The following is a 22,543-nucleotide window of genomic DNA, read 5'->3' on the forward strand; positions in this document are numbered from 1 at the left end:
GAGAGAAAAGGGCTAAAGCACTTGGACAAATCACGCATTCTACTTGGACAAATCACGCATTTCCGCAAAAATTTCAAGCTTTTTTCGACCAGATTTGGACAAATCACGCATCCCAACATATTTAATCCATTGATTCCAAGTGATATAGCAGTCCAAAGGGACAAAACATACTTTTTGAAACAAAAATGAGGAGTAAATAAGAGGTTCTTAGGGAATCTGGCATGTTGCTTTCAGTCCTTTATGAGAAAGATTTTAGAGGATTCGTACGACCTGAGAGGAGAGAAAGAGGGTGGAGGAAAGATCATTTTTTGTCAGATTGCTTGAGTGGCAGCCCCGTTTTTCTATGCTATCGTATTTGTGCGAAGAGGCAAAACATTTAGTTTTCGTATTCACGTACACGTACGCAGAAGCAAAAAATGGAGTTTTCAGGTTCACGTACACGTACGCAGAAGCGAAAAACGGAGTTTTCACGTTCGCGTACATGTACGCAGAGGCAAAAACAGAATTTTTCTACTCATCGTACGTCAGCAAAGAGCCAAGCCAGATTGTTTTCGAGGTTTCGCAAGGCGTTTTACAGCATAAAAACATAGTGTCCGTTTCTTTGCACATTGCAATATCTATAAGAAAGAGTATTGTATCTGGTGTATAATTGTATAGAAAACAGGAGTGTCGCCTCAACTTCTACATCATCATAAAGGAAAGAATGATATATTTGTAATGAAACTATGAACGATGGACTACAGAACTCGTATTATATCCACCTTCACAAAAAGTAGACTCCGTGCCATCGACAGCTTCGCACATAAAGCTGCCGAAATACAACATAGGCAGCTCATGCGTATCCTTTCACGAGCCGCAAATACTGTCGTAGGGGATCGCTACCGATTCGGTAATATAGACTCCTTGGAGGCGTTTGCACGACGAGTTCCGATCCATGATTATGAGTCACTCCAAGAGGAGATAGAGTTGATGCTGCGTGGCTCGAAAGACGTACTATGCTCGGGGCGTTGTCTTTGGTTTGCCAAGAGCAGTGGTACTACTAACAGCAAGAGCAAATTCATTCCCGTTCCGGCCAACCATTTACATGACTGCCATTACCAAGGCAGCAGAGATACTCTGTGGCTATATCTCCGTAATAGACCTGATAGTCGTTTCTTTGCAACAAAAGCTTTGGTATTGGGCGGTAGCCATTCTTCGGTGGCGATGGGGGGCAAAGACATCAAAGCGGGTGACTTGAGTGCCATTTTGGTGGAGAATATGCCTTGGCTCGGCAATAGTGTACGAGTCCCGAGCAAACAAACACTCTTGATGAGCGAATGGACTGAGAAGATGCAGGCTGTCATACGAGAGGTTGCTCATGCTCGCGTCGGTAGTCTGTCCGGCGTGCCATCATGGGTACTTGTAATGATCAAGGAGCTTCTGGCTGCACAGAATTGCAAGACGCTATCGGATCTATGGCCTGAGCTTGAAGTCTTCTTCCACGGAGGCATCAGCTTCAGCCCATACAAAGCTCAGTACGAAAAACTCATCCCTTCTTCTCGGATGCAGTATATGGAGACCTACAATGCTTCAGAGGGTTTTTTTGCCATACAAGATGATCCCCAAGACTCTGGTTTGCTCTTAATGCTGGATTATGGGGTTTATTATGAATTCGTTCCCATGGATACTTTCGGCTCAGCTCATGCAGAAGCAGTTCCGTTGGAGGGAGTAGATTTAGGTTGTAATTATGCCATGCTCATCAGTACACTCGGAGGCCTGTACCGTTATGTTTTGGGCGATACCGTTCGATTCACTTCGTTACGCCCCTATAAAATCGTTATTACAGGGCGCACCAAGCACTATATCAACGCTTTCGGCGAAGAACTCATGGTAGATAATGCCGATAAGGCTTTGGCCTCTGCTTGCAAGCGATGTGGGGCTCAGATCGTGGACTATACAGCTGCACCGCATTTCTTCCCTGAGGAAGGGAAAGGACGACACGATTGGCTTATTGAATTCGCCGTCGAACCAACTGATCCAATGGAGTTTGCGAGGGTATTAGATGCCGAATTGCAACAGCTCAACTCTGACTATGAAGCCAAGCGTTATGCCGACATGACTTTGCTTCCTCTTTCGCTCACGGTGGCGCGGAGAGGCCTCTTTCATGACTGGCTGGCAGAGCAGGGCAAACTGGGCGGTCAGCATAAGATCCCGCGACTGAGCAATACACCCGAGATCATTACATCCATTTTGGAAATGAATAGTCGGCCATATACCCAATCACAATAGCTACTTCTTCTGCGAAATAGCGTAACAAACAAGAAAAAATAATGAGTAAGAAAAAAGATAAAGTAAAGACTAAAGCCCGCAAAGCCGATAAACCCCGCCTATCCCGTAGTGGACGTAGGAATAAACGCATGACAAAGGAGGAAATGCAGAATGCCATCGTGGATATCTTCCAAGGCAATAAGCAAAGTGTCATGAACTATAAACAAGTGAGCAAGCTCATGGGTGTGGAGGCTGCACCTCAGAAGTTGATGATCAACTCGCTGATGGAAGACCTCGCAATGGACGACATCCTGCTTGAGATCGAACGAGGTCGCTACCGTTACAATGATTTAGGACTTATCGTAGAAGGAACTTTCGAGCGACGCTCCAATGGACGCAACTCTTTTATCCCCGAAGCCGGAGGTGCACCGATATTTATTGCTGAGCGCAACTCAGCACATGCCATGCATGGCGACAAAGTGCGGGTACAGCTCTTCGCCAAGCGTCGCGGTAGGGCGCCGGAAGCTGCTGTCATAGAAGTATTAGAACACAAACGAGCAACGTTTGTAGGCAAAATACAGATTCATAGAGACTTCGCCTTCCTCGTGACAGAGGATCGCACATTGGCAAACGATATATTTATCCCCAAAGACAAACTGAACAACGCTCAAAAAGGGGACAAAGTGATCGCTCGTATCCTCGAATGGCCGGAAGAGTCCAAGAATCCCATAGGCGAGGTACAAGCTGTTTTGGGACCAGCCGGAGACAACGATGCAGAAATGAATGCCATCTTGGCCGAATTTGGATTGCCCTATATCTACCCCAAAGAAGTGGAAGAAGCTGCCAATCAATTAGACGGTCTTATCACTGATGAGGAACTTGCCAGTCGCGAGGATTTCCGTTCGGTGCTGACGTTTACGATCGATCCCAAGGATGCAAAAGACTTTGATGATGCCCTTTCTTTCCGTGTATTAGACGATAATAGTTACGAAGTGGGGGTACATATTGCTGACGTTTCGTACTTCGTACAGGAAGGCGGAATTATTGATGCCGAAGCATACAATCGTGCCACCAGTATTTATCTGGTAGACCGAACGATTCCGATGCTGCCCGAATGCCTTTCTAACGACCTCTGCTCGCTTCGTCCCGACGAAGAAAAGTATGCTTACAGCTGCATTTTCCACATGGATGATACTGCCAAAGTGCTGGACTATCGTATTGGCCGGACAGTGATCAAAAGCGACAGACGGTTCGCTTATGAAGAAGCACAAGCCGTCATAGAAACTGGCGAAGGTGACTGCAAAGAGGCCATCCTCAAACTCAATGAGCTGGCTCAGCGACTCCGCGAAGAGCGTTTCCAGCAAGGTGCGATAGCTTTCGAAAGAAAAGAAGTGCGATTCGAAATAGATGAAAAAGGACGTCCACTGGGCGTAATCGTCAAGGAGAGCAAGGAGGCCAACAAATTGATCGAAGAGTTCATGCTCCTGGCCAATCGCACGGTAGCCGAGCATATCGGACAGGAAACTAAGGGAAAGAAAGCCAAGACCTTTATTTATCGTATCCACGACTTGCCCGATCCAGACAAATTGGAAACCCTGTCAGATTTTATACGTCGATTCGGTTACAAGCTGCGTACAACGGGTAGCAATGTGGATGTAAGTCGCAGCATCAACTCGCTCATAGACAATATCCAAGACAAACCGGAGGAAAACCTGATTTCTACCATAGCTATTCGTTCTATGGCGAAAGCTATTTACTCGACGGATAATATCGGCCATTATGGACTGGCATTCAATTATTACACCCACTTCACATCTCCAATTCGTCGCTATCCGGACTTGATGGCGCATCGACTCCTTACAAGATATCTGTCAGGAGGAAGCTCTGTGGATCGGAACGAATATGAGGAGAAATGTAAGCATGCATCCGCCATGGAACAGTTGGCGGCCTCTGCCGAACGAGCATCGATCAAGTACAAACAGGTTGAGTTCATGGCCGAATACTTGGGCAAAGTGTTTGATGGAGTGATTTCGGGTGTTACCGAATGGGGGCTTTATGTCGAACTGAAAGAAAATATGTGCGAAGGGCTTGTACCTATCCGCAGTCTGGATGATGATTACTACGAATATGATGACAAGAACTTCTGTCTCACAGGACGACGCTTCCATCATAAATACAGCCTCGGCGATGCAATAACAGTACGTGTGGTTCAAGCTAATCTCGACAGGAAACAGCTTGATTTTGAACCTGTGGGTTAATAAATACAGAAGCGAATGAAACGGATCAATATCACCATAGGTCTTCTTTTCATCTATTTCTTGGTGCTATCCATTATCGGATTTCCCAAAGAGCGGATCGCTCCGGATGGTACTGATAGATTGATTCCGTTCATTCTCGTCTGTGTGCTTGAGTTGATCGTTCTTTTTCTATTACGATGGGCATTAATCAAACGGCATAAATTCCGTGAGCATCGCAGACGAGAAACTGAGCAATATGCTCATTATGAGGATGAAACAGATGAACTGAAGCAATAAAGAAAGCGGTATATGGCAGAAGCAAACCATCTTTATCCGTATGTATTCCGCCCTATTCTCAAATCCGTGGTTTGGGGAGGGCAGAAGATACGTCCATACAAAGGATTGGAACCTACAGATGAACCTATAGGGGAGAGCTGGGAGATATCTCATGTGGATGGCAGTTTTTCTGTTATTGACAATGGTGCATTGTCAGGAAAAACGATAGATGACTTGCTTGTCTATCATGGAGAGGAATTGCTGGGGCGTCATGTCTTTGAACGATTTGGTCGCAAATTTCCTCTATTGATCAAGTTTATAGATGCTCGCGAAGATCTTTCGGTTCAGGTTCATCCTGATGATCATTTGGCAGCTGAACGGCATAATTCTTCCGGTAAAACTGAAATGTGGTACGTGTTGCAGGCTGAACCAAATGCTCGTCTCTATTCTGGCATGGCAGTCCAATCGTCGCCCGATGACTACGAAAGGCGAGTAACCGATGGCACAATCATGGATGTGTTGGCTGAACATAAGGTTCATGCAGGTGACGTCTTCTTCTTGCCTGCCGGACGGATACATGCTATAGGAGCCGGATGCTTTGTAGCTGAAATACAACAAACCTCGGATATTACATACCGGATATATGACTATAATCGCCCGGATGCAGAGGGACGAATGCGAGAATTACACACCGAATGGGCCAAGGATGCAATCAATTTCCAAGTCGAAAAGTCATACCAGACCGACTATCGTAGTTGTCGTAATACCGCTGTCGAACTGGTCGATTGTCCATATTTCCACACTAGTGTTTTAGAGTTAGATCAACCTTTGCAACGCAATTTATTGGAAAAGGATAGCTTCGTCATCTATATGTGTTTGGATGGAGCGCTTACAATCACTGATAATAGAAGTAATACTATTCAGCTACAGCAAGGAAGAAGCGTATTGATACCTGCGGCATTGGCCGATCTGCAACTCATGCCCCAAATAGCCTGCAAACTACTTGAAACATACATTCCTCCATTGTCTAATTCGCAACATTTCTCATTATGAAAACAAAAAAAATTGCTCTTCTTTTCATCCTTTTGGCTACATTGGCATATGTGATGTCTTGTAATAGAAACAAAAGCCTCCAGAGCGGTCAAATCATCCTTGACAGCTTGTCTTTGGAACGTAGCACTCACCTTTTTGGGGATACTACGATGCCCCATAATAGTATCTCTATAGTCTTTGCCTGTCCCACTGACTCTATGCCCAATGTAGTTATTGACTCAATACGCTACAATATTCTAAACAATCTATTTGGACCCCAATATGCATCCATGAAGCCGAGAGAGGCGATGCTTGCATATGCAGCAGCAAGTGATTCGATCTATTTAGCTGAGGTAGAGCCAGAACTAAAAGAAGAATTGGCTGCAAATCCCAATTATCGCCCTGAAGGAGGGTTATACTCATACGTAGAGGAATTGTTCGGACAAGTAATCTATAGGCAGGATAGTCTTTTGGTCTATGGAGTTGAGATTTTTGGTTATACAGGTGGAGCCCACGGACACTTCTTCACGAGATTGTTCAATCTTGATTTGCACACGGGGAAACTCATTCGACTATTTGACTTCTTAGATGAAAAAAAGGCCAGAGAACTGACTGACATGCTATGGAAGCAACTCATGGAAGATCAAGATGTAACCTCTCGTGAAGCATTGAATGAAATGGGTTATGGCACCCTCGGAGATCTATACCTAACGGACAACTACGAGATTACGCCAAATGGCATATCATTTCACTTCAACCAGTATGAGATCGCACCCTATGCGATGGGAATGATTGTGGTTACCCTGTCTTACAAGGATCTCGCCCCATACATCCTTGAGGATTCGGCTGCGGCTAAATTATTACCGCGAACTAATAAGGAGTATGGACAATAATGCAACGCTCCCTTCTCATCGTGATACTGTAGTCACAGAATGGGGAGCGTTGTGTAATTATTTAGAAATATCATAAAATAACCTCGTCAAAAACATCTACATTTGCATATCCCTCTCGCCTAAACAATAGTGATACTATTTAAAAATGACAGCCACACCATTGGAGGAACTTCGGAATAAACTGCGGACATACGTGTCTGAAAATGGTTTACGCCATACGCAAGAACGATACCGCATTCTTGAAATCGCTTACAACGCGAGGAGAGTTTTTACACCAGAGGTGCTCTATGAGTTGGCTCAGGAAGAAGGGCTGCAAGTTAGTCGGGCTACCGTTTATAATACGCTGACCTTGTTTGAGCGCTCTGGCATTGTGCTTCGCCTACCTTCGCCTGGGACCATGTATCAGTATCTCATGACATTTCAAGCAGAACAGTCACCACTGCTTTTTTGTACACAGTGCGCAGAGTTCTCTACTTACTATCGAAAAAGTGTCAAAGCTATTTTAGCAGAAAAAGAACTTCGCCCACCGAGATTTACCCATGAGCATGCTATTATCTGCCTCTACGGAATCTGCAATAAATGCAAGAAAAGCGCAGAAGCTCAGAAGCGAGCAATAGAGAGGGAAAAAGCAAAGAAAAAAAAGAAATAGAATAATCACTGTCACATATCCATCCTAATGAAAAAAATAGATGTGCTCCTCGGTCTTCAGTGGGGCGATGAGGGAAAAGGAAAGATCGTGGATGTCCTTACTCCACACTATGATATAGTAGCAAGATTCCAAGGTGGGCCCAATGCCGGCCATACGCTTGAGTTCAATGGTGAAAAATATGTACTCCGCTCTATCCCATCCGGAATATTCCAAGGCGAAAAGATGAATGTGATCGGCAATGGGGTAGTATTGGATCCATTGCTCTTTAAAGAAGAAGCTGAGGCTTTGGCCAAGAGTGGTCATGACCTCACCAAGCGTCTTGTCATTTCTCGCAAGGCACATCTTATTATGCCTACGCACAGACTTTTGGATGCGGCTAATGAGGCATCCAAAGGAAGTGGCAAAATTGGCACAACAGGCAAAGGTATCGGCCCGACCTATACAGACAAAGTCAGCCGCAATGGTCTTCGTATTGGCGATTTGGAATGTGATTTCGATGCAGCTTACGCTGAGACTAAAGAACGTCATCTCCGTGTATTAGCATCCCTCAATTATCCCACAGATGAATTAGCCGATCTTGAGAAACGTTGGCTGGATGCTACGGACTACCTGCGTAAATTCACTTTCGTGGATAGTGAGTTTGTGATCAATAATGCTCTTACTTCAGGGGAGACAGTTCTGGCTGAAGGAGCTCAAGGCTCTTTGTTGGATATTGATTTCGGTTCTTATCCCTTTGTCACCAGTAGTAATACCATTTGTGCCGGTTGTTGCACCGGTTTAGGTGTTGCTCCTCGTACCATCGGAGATGTATATGGCATATTCAAGGCCTATTGCACACGAGTTGGGGCTGGTCCATTCCCCACAGAGCTATTCGATGAAATCGGAGACAAATTGTGCGAGCTTGGGCGAGAGTTTGGCTCAGTAACCGGTCGCAAGCGTCGCTGTGGATGGATAGATCTCGTGGCTCTGCGCTATACAATAATGTTGAACGGGGTGACCAAGCTCATCATGATGAAGAGTGATGTCATGGATATGTTCCCGACAATCAAGGCTTGTGTTGCATACGAAATAGATGGGGTAGTGACACAAGACTTCCCGTTCCGATTGACAGATAAGGTAAAACCTATCTATCGAGAGTTACCAGGATGGCAGACATCAATGACTGCAGTTACATCCGAAGCTGATTTTCCTAAAGAATTTAGCGACTATATCACATTCTTGGAAGGAGAATTGGGTGTTCCTATTTACATTGTTTCTGTTGGTCCTGACAGAGAACAGACCATCATCCGAAAGGTATGATGACCTATCAGGAAGCCGTTGACTATCTCTTTACTGCTACCCCCGTTTTTCAGCATCAAGGGGGGGGAGCGTATAAACCAGGACTTGATACTGTCCGGGCAATAGACGATTTGTTTGGCAATCCCCACAAGTCTTACAAAACAATCCACGTAGCAGGTACTAATGGGAAAGGCTCTACTGCATCAACGTTGGCTGCCGTTTTGCAGACTTCCGGCATGCGTGTCGGTCTTTTCACGTCACCACATTTGGTCGATTTTCGAGAACGCATTCGGGTTAACGGAGCATGTGTGTCGAAGGAATACGTCGTTGACTTCTGTGAGCGTACACGTGAGATTGTCTCTTCTCTGCATCCTTCTTTCTTTGAACTTACTACAATGATGGCGTTAGACTATTTCCGCCATGCAGCTGTGGATATAGCCATAATCGAAGTAGGGATGGGTGGGCGCTTGGACAGCACCAATATAATCACTCCCATACTCAGCATCATTACGAACATCAGCAAGGATCATACGCAGTTCTTGGGTGATACATTAGAGAAGATAGCCTTCGAGAAAGCCGGAATCATCAAGACGGGTGTTCCTGTCGTAATCGGTCGAGCAGATGGCGGAGTGCGCGAAGTCTTTGAGAAGGAGGCCGAAGAAGTAGGGACAACTATCTCTTTTGCTCAAGACCTTGACATCGTGACGTCTATTGAACGAGTAGGGGAGTATTATCTCTATGAAACCCGTGACTATGGGCAGATACGTGGCGAATTGACAGGTTTGGCACAAGAAGAGAATACTCGTACCATCCTTTGCGCTGTCAGCACATTGCAAAACAAATGTGGCATATCCGTCACGCCTCAGCAGGTAAACGAAGGATTCATGCACGTCACACGACTATCCGGTCTCTGGGGACGCTGGCAACAGTTGGCAGATCATCCTCGTATCGTATGTGATACAGGACATAATGTAGATGGATTCCGATTCATAACAGAACAGCTAAAGAGACAATCCTATCGCCGACTACATATGGTTTTCGGGATGGTCAATGACAAAGATATCTCAGCTGTTTTGGCTCTCTTACCCAAGGAAGCTTCTTACTATTTTACCCGAGCATCTGTGGAAAGAGCGTTGCCCGAAGAGGATATGAAACAGCAGGCTCAGTCCTTTGGATTAGAGGGTAAGTCCTATCCTACAGTGCGCGAAGCGTTGGAAGCCGCTCGCCAAGAAGCAGATGCAGATGACTTTATTTTTGTCGGAGGCAGTAATTTCATTGTCGCCGATCTATTGGAAGAATTCAAATAGTATAATTCATAAAAATTTTTCAAGAAATGACTGAAGTAATGAAACAAACTCTGAGGGATAAACCTGCAGTCAGGTGGACTGCGCTTATCCTCGTGGCCGCCACCATGTTCATCGCCTACATGTTCGTGGACGTGCTTTCTCCGCTGAAAACTCAGTTGGAGCAGCAAGTAAACTGGAATTCTACTGTCTTTGGCTCATATGGCAGTAGCGAATTCTTTATCAATGTTTTCTTTGGGTTCCTCATTTTTGCCGGTATCATTCTGGACCGAATGGGAGTTCGCTTCACAGCTCTTCTATCTGGTAGTTTGATGCTCATCGGAGCGCTTATTAAGGTATATGCCCTTAGTGAAACTTTCAATAATGGTGGTTTTGGCTACGACATGCTCAATTCTTTCTCTCATGCATTCCCGCCCTCAGCTAAGTTGGCCTGCGTCGGTTTTGCCATATTTGGTTGTGGTGTCGAGATGGCTGGTGTGACGGTGTCGCGCGCCATCGTCAAGTGGTTCCAAGGTAAGGAATTAGCTTTGGCAATGGGACTTGAGATGGCAATTGCACGATTGGGTGTTTTCGCCGTATTCTGGACATCACCCATGATTTCCAAGAAGTTCGAAGGTACACTTCAGAGCGTTCAGATGCCGGTGATTTTCATTACTTGCCTGCTCTTTATCGCTCTTATTATCTACGTTGTCTATGGTATCTTAGACAAGAAACTCGATACAGAAATACAAGATTCAAACATTGAAGAGGAAGAGCCATTCCGTTTCAGCGACCTCAAGCAGGTATTCGGGAACAGCATGTTCTGGATTGTAGCGCTCCTCTGCGTGCTCTATTATTCTGCCATTTTCCCGTTCCAAAAATTTGCGACTGAGATGCTCCAATCCAACATCGGTCTTACCGCCGAAAACGCTGCCCGCATCTTCAGTATGTTCCCCTTGGGAGCTATGGTACTTACGCCATTTTTGGGGGCTTTCTTGGACAAAATGGGCAAGGGTGCAACGATGCTTATCGTGGGTGCAGTGTTGATGTTTGCTTGCCACCTAACCTTTGCCATCTATCCATTTGAAGCTGGTACCTCATCCTCTTTGGGAATTGCCATCGCTGCTATCGTAGTGCTGGGCATCTCATTCTCTTTGGTTCCGGCCGCTCTTTGGCCATCTGTCCCCAAGATTATTGATCCCAAGGTATTGGGCTCGGCATACTCTGCAATTTTCTTTATCCAGAATATTGGTCTGATGGTTGTGCCCATCGTAATTGGTTCGATTTTGGATGCGACGAACAAGGGAGCTGTTGCCGGTGATCCCAAGAACTACACAGTTGCCATGCTTGTTTTTGCATCGTTTGGCGTTGTAGCTTTCTTCCTTGGATTGCTTCTCAAAGGTGCCGACGTGAAGAAAGGTTACGGCTTGGAACTTCCTAATATCAAGAAGTAGCTCCTGATATTCCCGAAATATGTTGTGTGCCAAAGGGAGCGTTCTTCCTTTGGCACACTTTTTTTCTTCGATCAAACATACAAACACATTCCCACGGATAATGATTGTGGTGTATATTTATATATAATCGTGATTATGTTTAGTTGTATGCTAAAAAGCTCAATAACAACGCAGAAAGACAGACACTACAAATGGATCTGGCTTTTCTTGCCAACGAAGAATGGACTGCAAGGAGACAAACTAAGCAAAGGATAAAACTGTCCTTAATAAAGGATAGATTTATCCACCGTAGAGGACAGAACCATCCTCCCCTAAGGACATAACCGAACTTCCTATAGATACCCATCAGCTAAGCAAATAAGTGCATACGAGAACTTGGTCTCCCTACTTCTTTCTTTTCTATGAGAGATTGACGGAAGAAATCAACTACATTTGCACCACGGGTAGTCAGACGCTGTCAGGGATGATCAATTTTTCTCCCGACCCCGTTTGTTCTCGTAGAATAAGCATCCTTGTTTTCAGAGTATTTTTTAATTATTGATATATGAACACTGCAACTACTATTCCTTCGGGGTACGATCGTCTCCCCACCGATTACCAAGTATGTGCCACCCGTCCCGACTGTCCTGTGAGGGGACAATGCCTGCGTGCTTCGGCTTACGACACAGTGGCGAGAAAGGGCGCGAGCTTTCTCACCATTGTCAACCCTCTTATTCCTTGTACAGCAATAGGCTGTGAGTTTTTTGCCACCAATATGCCGATGATGTATGCTTTGGGTATCAGTCAGCTATTGGACGATCTGCCCTATCGTGCAGCTGTATCGATCAAAAAAGAATTGATCGCTTATTTTGGTCGCACTAACTTCTTTCGAATACGGACAAAGGCCAGATACATCACCATCGAAGAACAGGCCTACATACGCTCACTCTTTCAAGACAAGGGGATTGACCCCGATCGGATTCGCTATGATGAGATGCATGCCATCTATGATACAGAAAGCCCCATTGTGCGAACCATTAATACCTAAAGCCGCTCCGTGGTGCCCTAATCTATCACAGCAATTAAGACAAAAAGCGACCGTATCCAACAATCTGGATACGGTCGCTTTTCTAATATTACTAAGGGATATTAGCTCAATTTGTGGATGATAAGTCCTGAACGGAGCTTCGGTTCGAACCACGTAGTCTTAGGAGGCATGATGTTACCAGAGTCGGCAATATCCATGAGTTGCTTCATAGACACGGGATAAAGAGCCAGAGCAACACGCATTTCGCCACTGTCCACGCGCTTCTTGAGTTCACCCAAACCACGGATACCTCCTACAAAGTCGATACGCTTATCTGAACGGAGGTCTTTGATACCCAGAATTTCATCCAAGATCAAGTTAGACGAGATGGTTACGTCCAAAACTCCGATAGGATCGTTGTCGTTGTAAGTGCCCTCTTTGGCTGTGAGTGAATACCACTTACCTCCCAAGTAGAGAGAGAAGTTGTGCAGCTTGTTGGGACGGTATTCTTCCGTACCCTTGCATTCAACATCGAAGTGTTGAGACAGCTTCAGCAGGAACTCCTCATCGCTCAGACCGTTCAGATCCTTCACTACTCTATTATAGTCGATGATCGTGAGCTGATCTGCAGGGAAGCAAACAGCCATGAAGTAGTTGTACTCTTCATCTCCGCGGTGGTTGGGGTTATTCTTAGCCTTTTCAGCTCCGACGAGAGCTGCAGCGGCAGAACGGTGGTGACCATCGGCGATATAAAGAGCAGGCATGGCTGCAAACAGTTCAGTGATACGCTTGATGTCTGCTTCTTCATCGATCACCCATACGTGGTGACCAAAGCCGTCGAACTCTGCTACAAAGTCATATTCTGCTGGACGAGCAGTATATTTCTTCACGATAGCATCCAGCTCCTTGTTCTCAGGATAAGCGAAGAATACAGGCTCGATGTTGGCATCGTTCACACGTACGTGCTTCATACGGTCTTCTTCCTTGTCGCGACGCGTAAGTTCGTGCTTCTTGATGACACCTTTCATGTAATCTTCTACGTAAGCACCCACAACGAGACCGTACTGAGTCTTGCCGTTCATCGTCTGAGCGTAAACGTAGTAGTTCTCTTTGGCATCCTGAACGAGCCAGCCTTTTTCTTGGAACATCTTGAAGTTCTCGGCAGCCTTCAGATATACATCTTCGTCATGCTCATCTTTCCCAACAGGAAAGTCGATCTCAGGACGAATGATATGATAGAGAGACTTCTCATTGCCTTTGGCTTCTGCACGGGCTTCTTCAGAGTTGAGAACGTCGTAGGGACGAGAAGCTACTTGCTCTACTAAGTTCTTGGGAGGACGTACCCCTTTGAATGGTTTTACGATAGCCATATTCTATGTCTGGTCAATTATTTGTTTACGCGAAATTTTTCGTTTCCGTTCTTGATGAAATCAACAATCTGATTGGCAGCAGCAAGACCGGCATTGATATTGGCCTCAGCTGTCTGTGCACCCATCTTCTTGGGCGTTGCGAAGTAGCGACCTTCAAATTTAGCCATCTCAGCATCATTGGCAGGCTTGATGTCTGTTGCATACTTGAAGTCGGTGCGCTCTGCCATAAACTTACAGATGCTTTCTTCGTCGATTACTTCCTGGCGAGCCGTGTTGATCAGGCAACCACCCTTAGGCATTTTAGCCAATAGTTCGGCATTGATTGACTTAACAGTCTCGGGAGTTTTCGGGATGTGAAGAGATACGATATCACAAGTCTCGAAGAGTGCATCGCGAGAAGCAACAGGCTTCACGCCTTCTTTTTCGATGTTAGCAGCAGAAACGAACTGGTCGTAGGCATATACGTCCATGCCGAAGCCTTTGGCAATACGTGCTACATTTCGACCCACGTTACCATAAGCCAAGATACCCAGCTTCTTACCCATCAGTTCAGCACCGGAAGTGCCATTGAAGAGGTTACGATTGAGATATACGAGCATACCCAGTACCAACTCGGCAACAGCATTGGAGTTCTGACCCGGTGTATTCATTACACATACGTTATGAGCTGTAGCAGCCGCCAGATCCACATTGTCATAGCCGGCACCTGCACGTACTACGATCTTCAGTTCCTTGGCTGCATCGAGCACTTCGGCATCGATGATGTCGCTACGGATAATGATGGCATTGGCATCCTTCACTGCATCGAGGAGCTGCTTCTTCTCTGTATATTTTTCCAGCAAAACAAGCTCAAAACCGGCTTCTTCGATGATTCTCTTGATTCCGTCTACGGCTACCTTAGCAAAGGGCTTGTCGGTAGCAACCAGTACTTTAGTCATGATTGATAACTACGGTTATGTGTTATGGTTATGAAAAAAGGAGATAAGAGATTGTCACACCAAGAAAGAGGACAATCGTCTTATCTCCCGAAAATTATGTGATTAGTGCTTAGCTTCGAATTCCTTCATTACGCTTACCAAAGCACGAACGCTTTCGATGGGCATAGCATTGTAGAGAGAAGCGCGGAAACCACCGACTGAACGGTGACCCTTGATGCCTACCATACCGCGAGATGCTGCGAATGTGGCAAATTCTTTTTCCAGCTCCTTATATTCGTCCTTCATCACGAAGCATACGTTCATGATAGAACGGTCTTCAGTAGCTACAGTACCACGGAAGAGCTTGCTACTGTCGATAGCATCGTAGAGAACGGCAGCCTTGTCGAGATTCATCTTTTCCAATACCTTCACACCACCGAGTTCCTTGTACCACTTCATTGTCTGGAGTGCTACGTAAACAGGGAATACAGGAGGTGTATTGAACATAGAATCCTTCTTGATGTGGATCTGATAGTTCAGCATATCAGGCAGAGGACGCTCTACTTGTCCGAGTACGTCGGCTTTCACGAGAACGAAAGTAGCACCGGCCGGTCCGATGTTCTTCTGAGCACCACCATAGATGAGGTCATACTTAGAAACGTCTACAGGACGAGAGAAGATGTCAGATGACATATCGGCCACGAGACGAGTTTTCGTGTCGAAGTCCTTACGGATTTCAGTACCGAAGATGGTATTGTTGCTCGTAAAGTGGAAATAGTCCGCATCCTCGGGGATAACGAAATCCTTGGGGATATATGAGAAGTTCTTGTCTTCGGAAGAAGCCAATACTTCTACTTCACCACCATATACCTGCGTCATGATGCGAGCCTGCTTGATAGCATTAGTAGCCCATGTACCGGTATTGATGAAGGCTGCTTTCTTCTTGAGCAAGTTCAGAGGTACCTGATAGAATTGGAGGCTGGCACCACCACCGAGGAAAAGGACTTCATAGCCTTCGGGCACATCGAGCAATTCTTTGAAGAGATTGCGAGCTTCGATCATTACACCGTCAAATTCTTTGTCACGGTGCGATACTTCGAGAAGAGAAAGACCTGTACCGGCGAAGTTGAGACATGCCGATGCTGCATCCTTCAATACTAAGTCGTTGAGGATACAGGGTCCTGCTGTGAAATTGTGCTTCTTCATCAGAAAAACAATGTTTAAATTGGTTAGTTATTAGTAGTATTTTCTTGTTCTTTGATTGAGAAGATGCTTGACTGCATCTTTTTCCTGCGCAAAGGTACCAAATAAAACATACGCGCAAACTTATTCCCGAGAAATACCAGCGCAACTGTATCGAAATAGGGGTTATCATTCGCGTGAAGGGTGTCGAAGACTATTCTGCCAGCAGTAAAAAACCTAAAGTAAGGCTCATAAGTTATTTTGCCCGACTTTTAGAGTTCACTTCAAGCGTGGACTACAAAGCAAAGAACAAAAGTGTCCTTTATAAAGGATAGATTTGTCCTCGACTGAGGACAGAAATGTCCTTCCTTAAGGACAAAACTGAACTTCTATATAATCGGTGGCACATATCGCCATCTCGCCTATCGGTTAGCAAACCAAAATACCCTAAGATCCGTTCGATGCTATCATACCGCAAATAACAACCTGTATTTTGGTGCGGTGCTTTGGAGAATATACTTATTTGTTTGTTCTTTGCGTTTTGGTTCGGATGCATACGCATTGCGCAACAACATTAAAATATCGTCAAATTATGTGTGGAATAGTAGGATATATCGGTATGCAAGAGGCATACCCCATCTTGATAAAGGGTCTTAAAAGGCTCGAATACCGCGGTTACGACAGTGCCGGAGTTGCTTTGATCGGAGACAATGGCAAACTAAACGTTTATAAAGCCAAAGGGAAGGTGGCTGAATTGGAGGCTTTTGTCCGTGACAAAGACATAAGCGGCACCATCGGCATAGCACATACACGCTGGGCAACACATGGAGAACCATGCACAGAGAATGCGCACCCCCATTACTCATCTTCTGAAAACCTGGCTCTGATCCATAACGGTATCATCGAGAACTACTCTACCCTCAAGAGCAAACTACAAGATCAGGGCTTCTCTTTCCGAAGCTCCACAGACACTGAAGTCTTGGTGCAATTGGTGGAATACATCCAGCAGACTAATCAGATCGACCTCATCACTGCCGTGCAGTTAGCCTTGCGACAGGTAATCGGGGCCTATGCCATCGCCATTATAGAAAAGCAGCATCCCGACGAAATCATCGTTGCACGGAAGAGTAGCCCCTTGGTGGTGGGGATCGGGAAAGATGAATTCTTTCTCGCATCGGATGCCACGCCTATTATCGAATATACGGATCAGGTGATCTATCTCGAAGATGAAGAGATCTGTCATATTCGTCGGGGAAAGGAGCTGAAAATAGTGAATCTGCACAATGTCGAGAAAAAGCATACGATCGAGCAAGTGACACTAAGTCTCGGTCAAATAGAGAAAGGAGGCTATCCGCACTTCATGATCAAAGAAATCATGGATCAACCGGCATGCATGATGGATTGCATGCGGGGCAGAATCAATGTAGAAGCGTCCAATATTGTCTTGTCAGCCATCATTGACAACAAGGATAAACTCTTGTCTGCCAGGCGTTTTATCATTGTTGCCTGTGGTACGTCTTGGCATGCAGGTCTGATTGGTAAGCATCTGATCGAGAGCTTCTGTCGCATCCCCGTTGAGGTAGAATACGCATCGGAGTTCCGTTACAGAAATCCGGTAGTCAGTGAAGACGACGTGGTAATTGCCATCTCTCAGTCAGGAGAGACGGCCGACACACTTGCTGCTGTAGAGCTGGCCAAGCAGAAAGGGGCCTTTATATATGGTATATGCAATGCCATAGGGGCATCGATCCCGAGAGCGACTCATACAGGTTCATATATCCATGTCGGGCCTGAGATCGGTGTCGCTTCGACCAAGGCATTTACAGGACAAGTGGCAGTCCTTACGATGTTGGCTCTTACTCTTGCACGAGAGAAAGGGACGATAGACGAAGACACATTCCGGACTGTGCTGAAGGAGTTTAGTCGAATCCCTGAGCAAATGCAACAAGTACTCGCCCTTAATGACAAAATAGCCGAGCTCTCGAAGATTTTCACCTATGCACACAACTTTATCTATCTGGGACGAGGTTACAGCTATCCGGTAGCGCTCGAAGGAGCTCTGAAACTAAAGGAAATCTCCTATATTCATGCCGAGGGCTATCCTGCGGCAGAGATGAAGCACGGACCCATTGCTTTGATCGATGCAGAAATGCCGGTCGTAGTTTTGGCAACGAAAAATAGATTGTACGAAAAGGTGCTAAGCAATGTACAAGAAATAAAAGCCCGTAAAGGACGCGTAATAGCCCTGATAACGGAGGGAGATACAGTCATGCCGGGGATAGCAGATTTTTGTATCGAGTTGCCGGACTTACCCGAATGCCTGACTCCGCTCATCTCAACCCTCCCATTACAATTATTGGCCTACCATATTGCCGTCTGCAAAGGATTAGATGTGGACCAGCCACGCAACTTGGCCAAGTCGGTAACTGTGGAATAATTGACGACATGAAACATCATTTCGGTATTCTCTTCTTGACAAATCTGTTTTTGCATTATTAGTACCATTATTTCTGTCACCGACATTTTTTCTACTTTTGTGGGTGCAAGAGGTCATTTTCGATTGGAATATAAGGTCTCTCCCCTACTTAGCTCATAATAATAACTCAAAGATATCAATGGCTACAACAGCAGATTTCCGTAACGGTATGTGTCTCGACATCGAGGGACAATACTACTTCATCGTCGAATTCCTCCACGTTAAGCCCGGCAAAGGCCCCGCTTTCGTACGTACCAAACTCAAGAATGTGGCTACAGGCCGTATCCTCGATAAGACTTGGAATAGTGGAGTCAAAGTAGAAGAGGTACGCATCGAACGTCGTCCCTATCAGTTCCTCTACCAAGACGAAATGGGTTACAACTTTATGCACCCCGAGACATTCGAGCAGATTGCCATCCCTGGTCCCAGTATCGACGGTGTACAATTCCTCAAAGACGGCGATATGGTGGAAGCTATGGTTCATGCAGCCAGTGAGACTGTGCTCACTTGCGAATTGCCGGCGCACGTTAAGCTTCGCGTCACCTATACAGAACCGGGGCTCAAGGGCGACACTGCCACCAATACCCTCAAGCCGGCAACCGTAGAGACCGGTGCCGAAGTGCGCGTACCGCTCTTTATCCAAGAGGGTGAACTCATCGAAGTGGACACTCGTGATGGTTCTTACATCGGTCGTGTAAAGGAATAAGCGATTCTTCCAAACATATATAAGAAGCCGCCAAGCTCTAACGAACTTGGCGGCTTCTTTTTATATTGCTGCCTTCTTGATTATTACTTCAGCTTGAGCATACGCAAAACTCTGCCGGAAAAGTCTCGCATCCCTCTGTCAAATAGAACGAGTATGACGTAAGCGAGCAGGCCATACCCGACCAAATGTTTCAATACACCGAGAAGCCAACCAAATACATTTACGTCTTCTATAGGGCCTAATGCCGTGCGTACTAGCCACACACTACCAAAAAGCACAGCCATATACCCGATATACTTGAGGAAGTAGGGCCATACGGGCAATTGCAAACCCTCCCGATGTAGGAAATATGGTTTCCATGTAACTACGATGAGCAAGAGGCTGATGAGCACTCCGATCAGAATACCCGTCAGTCCCCAATAATAACCCAGCAAAACTGACAAGCCCAGATTCAGGCAAGCTTCTGTGATGGGAGCCCAAATATCCTTGAACAAGCCATATGCCGAGGTAAATCCGGCTGAAACGCGAGTCGTATTGACAAAGGTGATGGCTACGACCAGTGCAAAGGGAATGGGAGCCAGTAGGAACTCCTTCCCTACCCACATTGTGACAAAGGCATCTCCGCCAACCCACAAGCAATAACAAACGATACCTGCAACCAACATCCTACAGGCAAAATACTCATTGAACACTCGCTGTATGGCTTCTCGCTTACCTTCTGCTATGAGATTGCCCACGCCCGGGACAATGCCGCTGAAGACAGATTCCAAAAGGGAGACGATACCCGAAGAAATGAGTATATAATTGCCATAGATAGCTACCAGCGTCAGATCGGTGTATGCATATATGACCAAAGGAGAAGTCTGGAAAAGAATATAGGCCGACACCTGATGGAAGAAAAGCTGCTTGGTCTTAGTGATAATAACCGAATGCGCTTTGTGAACAGCCTTGCCCAGACGGAACGAAGTCTTGAGCCATGGGTAAGTACGTCTCACAACATAATCGAGCCCCCATGCGATGAATATCGAAAACACAAACTCCAGTACCAACCACCCCTGATAGCCCCATGCCGAATAGCGTATTAACAAAATTTGAGCAATGAGCTTGACGAAAGTCAGCGTCTTAGTAACCAATACAACCTTGTACTGCTTCTGGTCTGCCGTTAGGATGATCTGCTTATAATTGACAAAGTAGCCCAGCAGCGAGGAGAATAGCAGCACACTGAATGTGGAATATGCATACCAAAGGGGCAATTCGCTCTTGGCAAATATCCAAGGGAAAAGAGCCATCATGATCATCCCACCGACAGAAACCACAATGGCTATATTCTTATACAGCCATCCTTGTACGGATACAATCTCTATGATGCTCTTCCTATCATCGTCGAAGAGAGGTCTATATAAGGCGAATGATACAGCCACGCCAATCCCCAATTCGGTCAGATTGAGTAGTCCCAAAAGATTGGATACGGTCGTATTCAAACCCAGGACTTCACTGCCTAAACAGTCGATAAAGACCTTGCGAGAAATAAATGTCGCCGCCAGTATCAACACATAATACAAGAGCGACACCTTAGAGTTGAGCAGACTATTCTGAGTACGTGTCTTTGTCATATAAAAGTCTAATAAGCTGAACGTGAGATTCACTCCCCACTCATGTCGCAGAGCTTGGTGTAGTATCCGTCCAAGGCGTACAACTCATCGTGCTTACCTTGTTCCACGATACGACCCTCGTGAAGCACACAGATGAGATCAGCATTGCGTATGGTGGTCAATCGGTGAGCAATGACGATAGCAGTACGATTGGCCATCAATTTCTCGATGGCGTTCTGTACCAAGCGTTCGCTCTCTGTGTCGAGGGCAGAGGTAGCCTCGTCCAAAATCAGAATCGGCGGATTCTTTAGGAGGGCGCGTGCTATACTGATACGTTGGCGTTGACCTCCGGATAGTTTGCCACCACGATCGCCTATATTGGATTCGTAACCCTCCGGCATCTGCATAATGAAGTCGTGTGCATTGGCCATACGTGCCACCCGCTCCACCTCCTCGGCCGTGGCATTCTCCTTGCCGAAGGCGATATTGTTGAAGACCGTATCATTGAAAAGGATGGCCTCCTGATTGACGTTGCCGATCAACTCTCGCAGCTCCCGCACTTTGTGCTCCCGCACATCCGTGCCATCGACCATAATCCGCCCCTCCTGTATATCATAGAAGCGCGGCAACAGATCCACTATCGTACTCTTACCCGAACCGCTTTGGCCCACGAGAGCCACTGTTTTTCCCTTGGGGATAGTCAGACATACGTCCCTCAGCACCCAATCTTCTCCATAGCGGAACCATACGTGGTCGTATGTGATTGCCTCATTGAAGACTACGGGAACAGGCTGTTCCGGATCATTGATGTCATTTTCAGCCATCAGGATCTTGTCCACACGCGACATAGAAGCCAATCCCTTTTCGATGGCATACGAAGCCTTGCTCAGTTCCTTGACGGGGTTGATCAGGCTATAGAAAATAACCAGATAATATATGAAGGTAGAAGCGTCGATTTCGCTCGTATTGTTCAAGATCAGCGTACCGCCATACCAAAGAACAATGGCGATGGTGGCCGTGCCGAGAAACTCACTCATCGGATGCGCCAACTGCTGCCGACGGAAGACCTTCATAGTCGTGCGACGGAACTGTTCGTTAGACCTGTGAAATCGATCCTGTATCTTTTTCTCGGCATTGAACGCCTTGATGATGCGCAAGCCGCCAAGAGTCTCCTCTATCTGGCTCATTAGACCGCCCCATTGGTTCTGCCCTTCGAGGCTCTTGCGCTTGAGCGTCTTGCCCACCTTGCCCATCAGCCCGCCCGCGATAGGCAGTAGAATGAAGACAAAGAGGGTGAGCTGCCAACTGATGGCGATCATTCCTATTAAATAGATGGCGATGAGAATGGGGTTTTTCAGCAGCATATCCAGCGAACTGATAACCGAGGTCTCAATTTCATTGACGTCGCCCGATATCCGTGCCATGATGTCACCCTTGCGCTCCTCGCTGAAGAAAGAGAGCGGCAGGTCCAGGATTTTGTCGTTGATCTGATTGCGTATGTCGCGTACCACACCGGTGCGCAGTGGTATCATGCTGTAGAAACCGAGATACATGGAAGCAACTTTGAGGAAAGTCATCACCACTAAGTAAATGCCCAGCATGACAAGCGTGAAGGACGCTCCACGTACTTCGATAAGCTGACCCACGTACCAGCTGAAATTATTGCTCAACGCTGCACCTGCAGCTTTCCATCCGGCCATGCTCCCCCAGTCGATATTGTCCATGGGGATGTAGGTAGTCACCTGCCGATCTATCTCGAATAGTATGCGCAGGATGGGCATGATCAGGGAGAAAGAGAGCAGGTTGAGGAATGCGCTCAGGGTATTGGCCACCACACTCCACACTACATACTTCTTATAAGGTGGTACAAAGCGCCTTATGGCACTAAAAAAATGCTTCATGAATCAGTCTTGTTTCGCAAAAACGTCCGAAAGGTAGTTTATTT

The 22,543-nt window shown here is 46.2% G+C and carries 17 protein-coding genes; 12 read left to right on the forward strand and 5 right to left on the reverse strand.

What is annotated here, in order from left to right:
• Positions 1 to 732: 732 nt before the first annotated feature.
• The 10 genes from C7382_RS01335 (at position 733) to C7382_RS09990 (ending at position 12,376) form a co-directional block, all read left to right on the forward strand.
• Complete coding sequence (locus tag C7382_RS01335; RefSeq protein ID WP_116678524.1) at positions 733 to 2,268, forward strand: GH3 auxin-responsive promoter family protein; 1,536 nt, start codon at positions 733 to 735, stop codon at positions 2,266 to 2,268.
• Between the two features lie 41 nt (positions 2,269 to 2,309).
• Positions 2,310 to 4,505, forward strand: coding sequence for a ribonuclease R (gene rnr / locus C7382_RS01340; protein ID WP_116678525.1), 2,196 nt, complete (start codon positions 2,310 to 2,312; stop codon positions 4,503 to 4,505).
• A 15-nt stretch (positions 4,506 to 4,520) separates the two neighbouring features.
• Entirely contained in the window at positions 4,521 to 4,781 is a 261-nt protein-coding gene (locus C7382_RS01345; protein WP_116678526.1) for a hypothetical protein, read from the forward strand.
• A gap of 12 nt (positions 4,782 to 4,793) precedes the next feature.
• Entirely contained in the window at positions 4,794 to 5,813 is a 1,020-nt protein-coding gene (locus C7382_RS01350; RefSeq protein ID WP_116678527.1) for a type I phosphomannose isomerase catalytic subunit, read from the forward strand.
• Entirely contained in the window at positions 5,810 to 6,685 is an 876-nt protein-coding gene (locus C7382_RS01355) for an RsiV family protein (protein ID WP_116678528.1), read from the forward strand. The genes C7382_RS01350 and C7382_RS01355 overlap by 4 nt, the downstream gene beginning before the upstream one ends.
• A gap of 145 nt (positions 6,686 to 6,830) precedes the next feature.
• Positions 6,831 to 7,334 (forward strand): Fur family transcriptional regulator, encoded by a 504-nt coding sequence (locus tag C7382_RS01360; RefSeq protein WP_116678529.1) that lies wholly within the window; start codon positions 6,831 to 6,833, stop codon positions 7,332 to 7,334.
• Positions 7,335 to 7,361: 27 nt separating this feature from the next.
• Positions 7,362 to 8,633, forward strand: coding sequence for an adenylosuccinate synthase (locus tag C7382_RS01365; RefSeq protein WP_116678530.1), 1,272 nt, complete (start codon positions 7,362 to 7,364; stop codon positions 8,631 to 8,633).
• Entirely contained in the window at positions 8,630 to 9,919 is a 1,290-nt protein-coding gene (locus C7382_RS01370; RefSeq protein WP_116678531.1) for a bifunctional folylpolyglutamate synthase/dihydrofolate synthase, read from the forward strand. The genes C7382_RS01365 and C7382_RS01370 overlap by 4 nt, the downstream gene beginning before the upstream one ends.
• A 26-nt stretch (positions 9,920 to 9,945) precedes the next feature.
• A complete protein-coding gene (locus C7382_RS01375) occupies positions 9,946 to 11,349 on the forward strand; it encodes an MFS transporter (RefSeq protein ID WP_116678532.1) in 1,404 nt (467 codons plus the stop codon).
• A 544-nt stretch (positions 11,350 to 11,893) separates the two neighbouring features.
• Positions 11,894 to 12,376, forward strand: coding sequence for a DUF6078 family protein (locus C7382_RS09990; protein ID WP_133241524.1), 483 nt, complete (start codon positions 11,894 to 11,896; stop codon positions 12,374 to 12,376).
• A gap of 101 nt (positions 12,377 to 12,477) precedes the next feature.
• Here the strand turns inward: C7382_RS09990 and C7382_RS01385 are convergent, their stop codons facing one another.
• The 3 genes from C7382_RS01385 to serC form a co-directional block, all read right to left on the reverse strand.
• Positions 12,478 to 13,725 (reverse strand): DUF1015 domain-containing protein, encoded by a 1,248-nt coding sequence (locus C7382_RS01385; protein ID WP_116678534.1) that lies wholly within the window; start codon positions 13,723 to 13,725, stop codon positions 12,478 to 12,480.
• A 17-nt stretch (positions 13,726 to 13,742) separates the two neighbouring features.
• Positions 13,743 to 14,663 carry a 3-phosphoglycerate dehydrogenase gene (locus C7382_RS01390; protein ID WP_116678535.1) on the reverse strand — a complete coding sequence of 307 codons (921 nt, stop codon included), beginning with the start codon at positions 14,661 to 14,663 and terminating at the stop codon, positions 13,743 to 13,745.
• 102 nt (positions 14,664 to 14,765) lie between these two features.
• A complete protein-coding gene (serC, locus tag C7382_RS01395) occupies positions 14,766 to 15,848 on the reverse strand; it encodes a phosphoserine transaminase (RefSeq protein WP_116678536.1) in 1,083 nt (360 codons plus the stop codon).
• Between the two features lie 568 nt (positions 15,849 to 16,416).
• Here serC and glmS point away from each other — a divergent pair.
• Complete coding sequence (gene glmS / locus C7382_RS01400; protein ID WP_116678537.1) at positions 16,417 to 18,261, forward strand: glutamine--fructose-6-phosphate transaminase (isomerizing); 1,845 nt, start codon at positions 16,417 to 16,419, stop codon at positions 18,259 to 18,261.
• Positions 18,262 to 18,439: 178 nt separating this feature from the next.
• The gene (gene efp / locus C7382_RS01405; protein ID WP_116678538.1) at positions 18,440 to 19,006 is read left to right on the forward strand and encodes an elongation factor P; all 567 of its coding nucleotides are present in this window, start codon (positions 18,440 to 18,442) and stop codon (positions 19,004 to 19,006) included.
• Positions 19,007 to 19,089: 83 nt separating this feature from the next.
• On the opposite strand, the gene C7382_RS01410 is transcribed toward efp, so the two are convergent.
• Positions 19,090 to 20,619, reverse strand: a complete 1,530-nt coding sequence (locus C7382_RS01410) for a lipopolysaccharide biosynthesis protein (RefSeq protein WP_116678539.1) — start codon at positions 20,617 to 20,619, stop codon at positions 19,090 to 19,092.
• Positions 20,620 to 20,648: 29 nt separating this feature from the next.
• Positions 20,649 to 22,499: an ABC transporter ATP-binding protein gene (locus tag C7382_RS01415; protein WP_116678540.1), complete on the reverse strand. Its 1,851-nt coding sequence runs from the start codon at positions 22,497 to 22,499 to the stop codon at positions 20,649 to 20,651.
• Between the last annotated feature and the right edge of the window lie 44 nt (positions 22,500 to 22,543).

It is taken from the genome of Porphyromonas loveana (genome assembly GCF_003096695.1).
Lineage (GTDB): Bacteria > Bacteroidota > Bacteroidia > Bacteroidales > Porphyromonadaceae > Porphyromonas > Porphyromonas loveana.